The 6,174-nt window shown below is 42.3% G+C and carries 7 protein-coding genes; 5 read left to right on the top strand and 2 right to left on the bottom strand.

Annotation, left to right across the window (positions count from 1 at the left end):
• The 3 genes from AC6F75_RS06185 to AC6F75_RS06175 all read left to right on the top strand — a co-directional run.
• On the top strand, nucleotides 1–216 hold a 216-nt coding region (locus tag AC6F75_RS06185), incomplete at its 5' end, for a T9SS type A sorting domain-containing protein (protein WP_500714079.1).
• Nucleotides 217–330: 114 nt separating this feature from the next.
• Nucleotides 331–1,107, top strand: coding sequence for a fumarylacetoacetate hydrolase family protein (locus tag AC6F75_RS06180; protein ID WP_500714078.1), 777 nt, complete (start codon nucleotides 331–333; stop codon nucleotides 1,105–1,107).
• Between the two features lie 7 nt (nucleotides 1,108–1,114).
• A complete protein-coding gene (locus tag AC6F75_RS06175) occupies nucleotides 1,115–1,495 on the top strand; it encodes a hypothetical protein (RefSeq protein ID WP_500714076.1) in 381 nt (126 codons plus the stop codon).
• Nucleotides 1,496–1,500: 5 nt separating this feature from the next.
• Here AC6F75_RS06175 and AC6F75_RS06170 read toward each other — a convergent pair whose 3' ends face one another.
• Nucleotides 1,501–2,163, bottom strand: a complete 663-nt coding sequence (locus AC6F75_RS06170) for a hypothetical protein (protein ID WP_500714075.1) — start codon at nucleotides 2,161–2,163, stop codon at nucleotides 1,501–1,503.
• 229 nt (nucleotides 2,164–2,392) lie between these two features.
• Between AC6F75_RS06170 and AC6F75_RS06165 the strand changes: the two genes are divergently transcribed.
• Nucleotides 2,393–3,325 carry an acetaldehyde dehydrogenase (acetylating) gene (locus AC6F75_RS06165; protein ID WP_500714074.1) on the top strand — a complete coding sequence of 311 codons (933 nt, stop codon included), beginning with the start codon at nucleotides 2,393–2,395 and terminating at the stop codon, nucleotides 3,323–3,325.
• 28 nt (nucleotides 3,326–3,353) lie between these two features.
• Nucleotides 3,354–4,418: a 4-hydroxy-2-oxovalerate aldolase gene (gene dmpG, locus AC6F75_RS06160; RefSeq protein ID WP_500714073.1), complete on the top strand. Its 1,065-nt coding sequence runs from the start codon at nucleotides 3,354–3,356 to the stop codon at nucleotides 4,416–4,418.
• A 56-nt stretch (nucleotides 4,419–4,474) separates the two neighbouring features.
• Here dmpG and katG read toward each other — a convergent pair.
• Nucleotides 4,475–6,174 (bottom strand): catalase/peroxidase HPI (gene katG / locus AC6F75_RS06155; RefSeq protein WP_500714072.1); only part of this gene is annotated, 1,700 nt, incomplete at its 5' end.

The following is a 6,174-nucleotide window of genomic DNA, read 5'->3' as shown; positions in this document are numbered from 1 at the left end:
AACGATCAGGTAGTTATATACAACCCTACTGAGCAATTAACAGTAAAGAGTGCCCGTATGTACAACGTTTTGGGCCAGGAAGTAAACTCTTGGAACATCTCAAACGGAAGGGAAAGCTACATTGAACTACCTTTAAAACCTCTTGCAGCCGGTATTTATGTGGTACAAATACAAACTGACAATGGAGCTGTTTCAAAGAAAATAAGCATCAGATAATTTTTTAAACCTCACGCTTTGACAAAAGCTGTTTGAAACTTTCAGGCAGCTTTTGTTTTTTTATTGGCAGGGATGCATAAGTTTTCCGATATTTATGCAGAAAAAAAATCCCTTATGAATCCCATTCAGAATGCTGCCAATCAACTGCTACAGGCTTCGCGAACAAAAATCCCTTGTCCGCCTGTTAGAACACTTATTGGAGAGACAGACCAAGAGGTTGCTTATGCAGTTCAGAACCTGATTACCCAAAGCCGTTTGTCAGAAGGAGCAAAGCAAGTAGGAAAAAAAATAGGATTGACTTCGCATAAAGTACAACAGCAACTGGGTGTTGACCAACCCGATTTCGGAATACTGTTTGACGATATGCAGGTTGAAAATGAAGGAACATTGTCCATTAGCCAAACCATGCAGCCCAAAGTAGAAGCTGAAATAGCATTTGTGTTAAATAAAGACATTGTTTCCCTTCACCCCAATAAGGAAGAGTTGATCAATGCCATCGAATATGCAGTTGCAGCCATAGAAATTGTGGGCAGCCGCATTAAAAACTGGGACATCAAAATTACCGATACCATTGCAGACAATGCCTCGGCCAGTCATTTTGTGCTGGGAAAAACTCGAAAGAAAATCACAGAAATTGATTTGATTGACTGCGAAATGCAATTGTTTCAAAATGACAAACTGGTTTCTCAGGGCAACGGAGCAGCCTGCCTTGGCTCGCCCCTCAACGCTGCGCTTTGGCTGGCAAAAAAAATGGCCGAAATGGGCAACCCGCTTAAAGCAGGCGACATTATATTAACGGGCGCTTTGGGGCCCATGGTCAATGTTGTGGAAGGCGATAAAATCATGGCAACCGTGGAGGGTCTCGGCACAGTTTCTATAAATTTTACCTAATCAAAATATGGAAACCGGCAACATACTTGTTTACCTCTGTGGTGTATATTCCATAGGGTTTGCCATTTTTCATATGTATTTCTGGAAGCTGTTTCGGTGGAAAAAGGACCTTCAGCATCTAAGCCATGCCAATCGTGCCATTATTCAGATTGCCAATTTGCGCCTTATCTATGTATTTATATTTGTGGGATTGATTTGTTTTTTATTTCCTAAGGAGTTGACAGAAACCAATTTGGGAAGATTTTTTCTGTTTGGTAATGCGGTTTTCTGGCTGGGAAGGACCATAGAACAGTTTGTGTTTTTAAGGGTAAACCTTGTTATGGTGCACATACTAACTGTTTTGTTTATTGTGGGGATTGTGCTGTTTACACTTCCACTATTGATATGATTTCTTTAATAACCTACTCTTTTGATTGAGTTAAAAAGAAACACGAGACTAAAAATTAAAAGTGTCCCGGTAATATAAAAAATAAAGGGTTGAAGAAGCGTTCCTAACAAAAAAGCGAACCCGGTTGCAATCATTCTGCTTTTATAATCAAACACCATAATTTTGCCTTTTTGGAGAAAAATCATAAATAGGGATATTAAGCTTACTAGACCAATGAAAATAACAATATCAGTAGAATTGTTAGATGGTTGATAAATAGCGGAAAAAATTAAAAATACCGATATTAAAGCCCCTAAATACAAATTAGGTACATCAGGATTCGCTTTTCGCATACCACTCTTGGCTTTTTCATAGAAATCCAAATTAAAATTCTCAAATCTTTCTTTGTCCACTAATACTCCTGTTAAACTTTTACGTTTTAAAACATCAAAGTACTTCACAGGGAAGCTATCCCTAAAGTCCAGATAAATTATTAAATAAATTTCCTTTTCGTTCTTAGGGATAGTAATCTCTGACTTGAAATAATCTAGTTTCAATATAATGCTTTCAGTGTTTTCCGGAATGATTACAGATTGCTGTTCGCAATAACCAATCTTGGTTATTAATTCTCCTTTTTCATTATACACCTTAACCATTCGGGCTTGATACCAGTTGTAAGGAAAAATCAATTTTATATTTAAACTTCGCATGATTTATAAATTTAAAAATGATTTTATTGTTCTAATTAATAGGTTTAAAGCCTGATAAAAATATGAAAAAAAAATAATTTATGAAAAAAATCGCTTTGGCAAAAAACCTATCAACCTGATATGATTTGACAAAAATCCAAAATCCATAATACCTCAAAATACTGTATCTTTAAAAAATCCCATTATTTTTGTCAAATAAATATATACAATGCATAAAATCAAAACAGCCATCATCGGCTCCGGCAATATCGGAACCGATTTACTCATAAAAATCATCAGAACCTCAAAACTTTTGGAGGCTTCAGTTTTCGTGGGTATTGACCCCGAGTCTGACGGATTGAAACGAGCGGAACGAATGGGTATTAAAACCACAGCAAAAGGTATTGATGGCCTGATTGAAATGCCCGAATTTCAGGAAATAGAAATTATTTTTGACGCCACCTCCGCGAAAGCGCACCATTACAATTACGAAAAAATAAAAGCATTTCCCTGCAAGAAAATGGTGGATTTAACCCCTGCAGCCATCGGTCCTTTTTTAGTACCGGCGGTTAATTTTAAAGGAATCAGCGAGCTCGACAATGTCAATATGGTCACCTGTGGCGGGCAGGCTACCATCCCTATGGTAGCAGCTGTTTCCAGAGTTTCCAAAGTGCATTATGCAGAAATAGTGGCTTCAATAGCCAGCAAATCGGCCGGACCGGGAACACGTGCCAATATCGACGAGTTTACTGAAACCACCGCCGATGCCATCGTAAAAGTAGGTGGCGCTTCACGCGGAAAAGCCATTATCATCCTCAATCCCGCTGAACCGCCATTGGTAATGCGGGATACTGTTTTTACGTTAAGCGAAAATGCCGACAAAGACCAAATTCGTGAAAGCATCAAACAAATGGAGGCCGAAGTGCAAAACTATGTACCCGGTTTCAAGCTCAAACAGGAAGTACAATTTGAAGAAATTCCCGAAAGCCATCCTGTTTTTATCGAAGGACTCGGAAAAGTATACGGACTCAAAACGACCATTATGTTGGAAGTCGTGGGTGCCGGTCATTACCTTCCCGAGTATGCCGGAAATTTGGATATTATGACTTCTGCGGCATTGGCTGCTGGAGAAAGGATGGTCACTTCGGAAGTGAGGAGTTGATGGGATTAACAGAATAAAATTAAAAATTATGAGGAATAATGACGAGATTCCCGCCTCTACCTTCAGTAAACTTTCGGCAGACAAGTTCGCGGGAATATATATACAAGATGTAACCTTACGAGACGGCATGCACGCTATCGGCCATCAGTACACCAAAGAACAAGTGTTTCAAATAGCAAAGGCACTGGACAACGCCAAAGTCGATGCCATTGAAGTAGCTCATGGCGACGGACTGGCAGGCGGAAGTTTTAATTATGGCTTTGGTGCGCATACTGATTGGGACTGGCTGGAAGGTCTGGCCGATACGCTGGAACATGCGGTGTTGACTACACTTTTGCTTCCGGGAATTGGCACGATTTCAGACTTAAAGAAGGCAGCTAAACTGGGTGTAAAATCCGTGCGCATTGCTACCCATTGTACAGAGGCTGATGTGGCGGCACAACATATCGCTGCAGCGAAAGAACTGGGCATGGACGTTGCCGGCTTTTTAATGATGGCACATATGAACCCACCTCAAAAACTGGCAGAACAAGCCAGATTAATGGAAAGCTACGGTGCAGACTGTGTGTATGTCACCGATTCTGCAGGTGCATTGCTGATGCACGAGGTGGCAGACCGCATGGAAGCTTTTAAAGATGTGCTTGATGTCAAAACACAAATAGGAATTCACTGCCATCACAATTTATCGCTGGGCGTAGCCAATACCATAGTCGCTTTGGAACACGGAGCAACGCGGTTGGACGCCTCATTAGCAGGAATGGGAGCCGGTGCAGGCAATTGTCCGCTGGAGGTGCTTATAGCCGTTCTAAACAGAATGATTGTGCCCGTGAACTGCGATTTATATCAACTGATGGATTTAGCCGATGATGTCATTCGCCCATTACAGAAAAGGCCGGTGCGTGTAGACAGGGAAACCCTATCACTGGGTTATGCCGGAATCTATTCCAGCTTTCTACTACACGCTGAAAAGGCCGCAAACACTTATGGTCTCAAAACCGGGGACATTCTACAGGAATTGGGCAGAAGAAAAATGGTGGGGGGACAGGAAGATATGATCGTGGATGTAGCGCTCGATATGTTGAAAAACAAATAGTCTTAAAATAAAAAAGGTGACCAATTAGGCCACCTTTTTTTCTTAATAAATCGCTGTTAATTCAAATCATAACGATCGGCGTTCATCACTTTTACCCAGGCTTTCACAAAGTCGCGCACAAATTTCTCTTTGCTGTCGTCTTGTGCGTAAAGCTCCGCATAAGCCCTTAAAACAGAATTTGAACCAAAAACCAAATCAACACGAGTGGCGGTCCATTTGGTCTCGCCGGTTTGTCTGTTTACAATGTTGTAAAGGTTTTCACCGGCCGGCAACCATTTATAACTCATATCAGTAAGGTTTACGAAGAAGTCATTTGTCAACACGCCCACCTTGTCGGTAAAAACTCCGTGTTTTGTGTCTCCGTGATTGGTTCCCAAAACTCTCATACCACCAATCAGAACGGTCATTTCAGGAGCAGTGAGTCCCATTAGCTGAGTTCTGTCAAGCATCAGTTCTTCAGGTGTTACAGTATAGTCTTTCTTCAGCCAGTTTCTGTAGCCGTCGTGTATTGGCTCAAGGTCTGAGAATGAATCGGCATCAGTCATTTCATCAGTAGCGTCTCCGCGTCCGGGGCTGAAAGGCACGGTAAGGTTTACGCCTGCTTTCTGAGCCGCTTTTTCAACAGCTGCTGTTCCGCCTAAAACAATCAAGTCGGCAATACTTACTTTTTTGCTTAAACCGGACTGGATTTCGGTGAGTTTATTTAACACTTTTTGCAAACGCTCAGGCTCATTGCCCACCCAGTCTTTTTGAGGAGTTAAACGAATTCTTGCACCATTTGCACCTCCTCTGAAATCAGAACCTCTATAAGTGCGGGCACTGTCCCAAGCAGTGTTGATAAGATCAGAGCTGCTCAATCCGCTGTTGAGTAGTTTTTCTTTTAAATCTGTGATTTCACTTTCGCTCAAAGTGTAATCCACACTTGGAATCGGGTCTTGCCAGATCAAATCTTCCTGAGGCGCATCAGCACCTAAGTAACGGCTTTTTGGGCCTAAATCACGGTGAGTGAGCTTAAACCATGCCCTGGCAAAAACGTCATTAAAGTATTCCGGGTCTTTGTGGAAACGCTCTGAAATTTTGCGGTATTCAGGGTCCATTTTCATCGCCATATCGGCATCGGTCATAATGGGGTTTTGACGTTTTGTGGGGTCGTGAGCATCCAGTGGTTTGTCTTCTTCTGCAATGCTAACAGGTTCCCACTGCCATGCTCCTGCGGGGCTTTTCTTTAGTTCCCATTCATGATTCAACAACATATCAAAGTAGCCGTGATCCCATTGGTTAGGGTGTGTGGTCCATGCGCCTTCCAGTCCGCTGGTCACACAATCAGCTGCATTTCCTGTGCCTTTTGGGTTCATCCAGCCAAAGCCCTGGTCTTCGATGTTGGCACCTTCGGGAGCGGCTCCTAAAATGGAAGCTTCACCATTACCGTGTGCTTTTCCAACGGTATGTCCACCGGCTGTAAGTGCAACTGTTTCCTCATCGTTCATCGCCATACGCTTGAAAGTGGTGCGCACGTCTTTAGCAGTTCTAAGCGGATCCGGTTTTCCGTCAACACCTTCGGGGTTTACATAAATCAATCCCATTTGCACAGCAGCCAATGGGTTTTCTAATGACTCCCGGTCTTCATCACTGTCGTAACGATTTTTGGTTTCTGCCAGCCATTCTTTTTCTGAACCCCAGTAAATGTCTTTTTCGGGATGCCAGATGTCGACACGTCCACCGGCAAAGCCAAAGGTTTTAAAGCCCATAGACTCAT

It is taken from the genome of Planktosalinus sp. (genome assembly GCF_059864935.1).
This window is presented reverse-complemented; position numbering and strand designations above follow the sequence as displayed.

Bases quoted from the DNA above. Each gene is read 5' to 3' on its own strand.
- AC6F75_RS06175 (WP_500714076.1), top strand. From the start codon at position 1,115: ATGGAAACCGGCAACATACTTGTTTACCTCTGTGGTGTATATTCCATA.
- dmpG (WP_500714073.1), top strand. From the start codon at position 3,354: ATGAGGAATAATGACGAGATTCCCGCCTCTACCTTCAGTAAACTTTCG.
- AC6F75_RS06165 (WP_500714074.1), top strand. From the start codon at position 2,393: ATGCATAAAATCAAAACAGCCATCATCGGCTCCGGCAATATCGGAACC.
- AC6F75_RS06180 (WP_500714078.1), top strand. From the start codon at position 331: ATGAATCCCATTCAGAATGCTGCCAATCAACTGCTACAGGCTTCGCGA.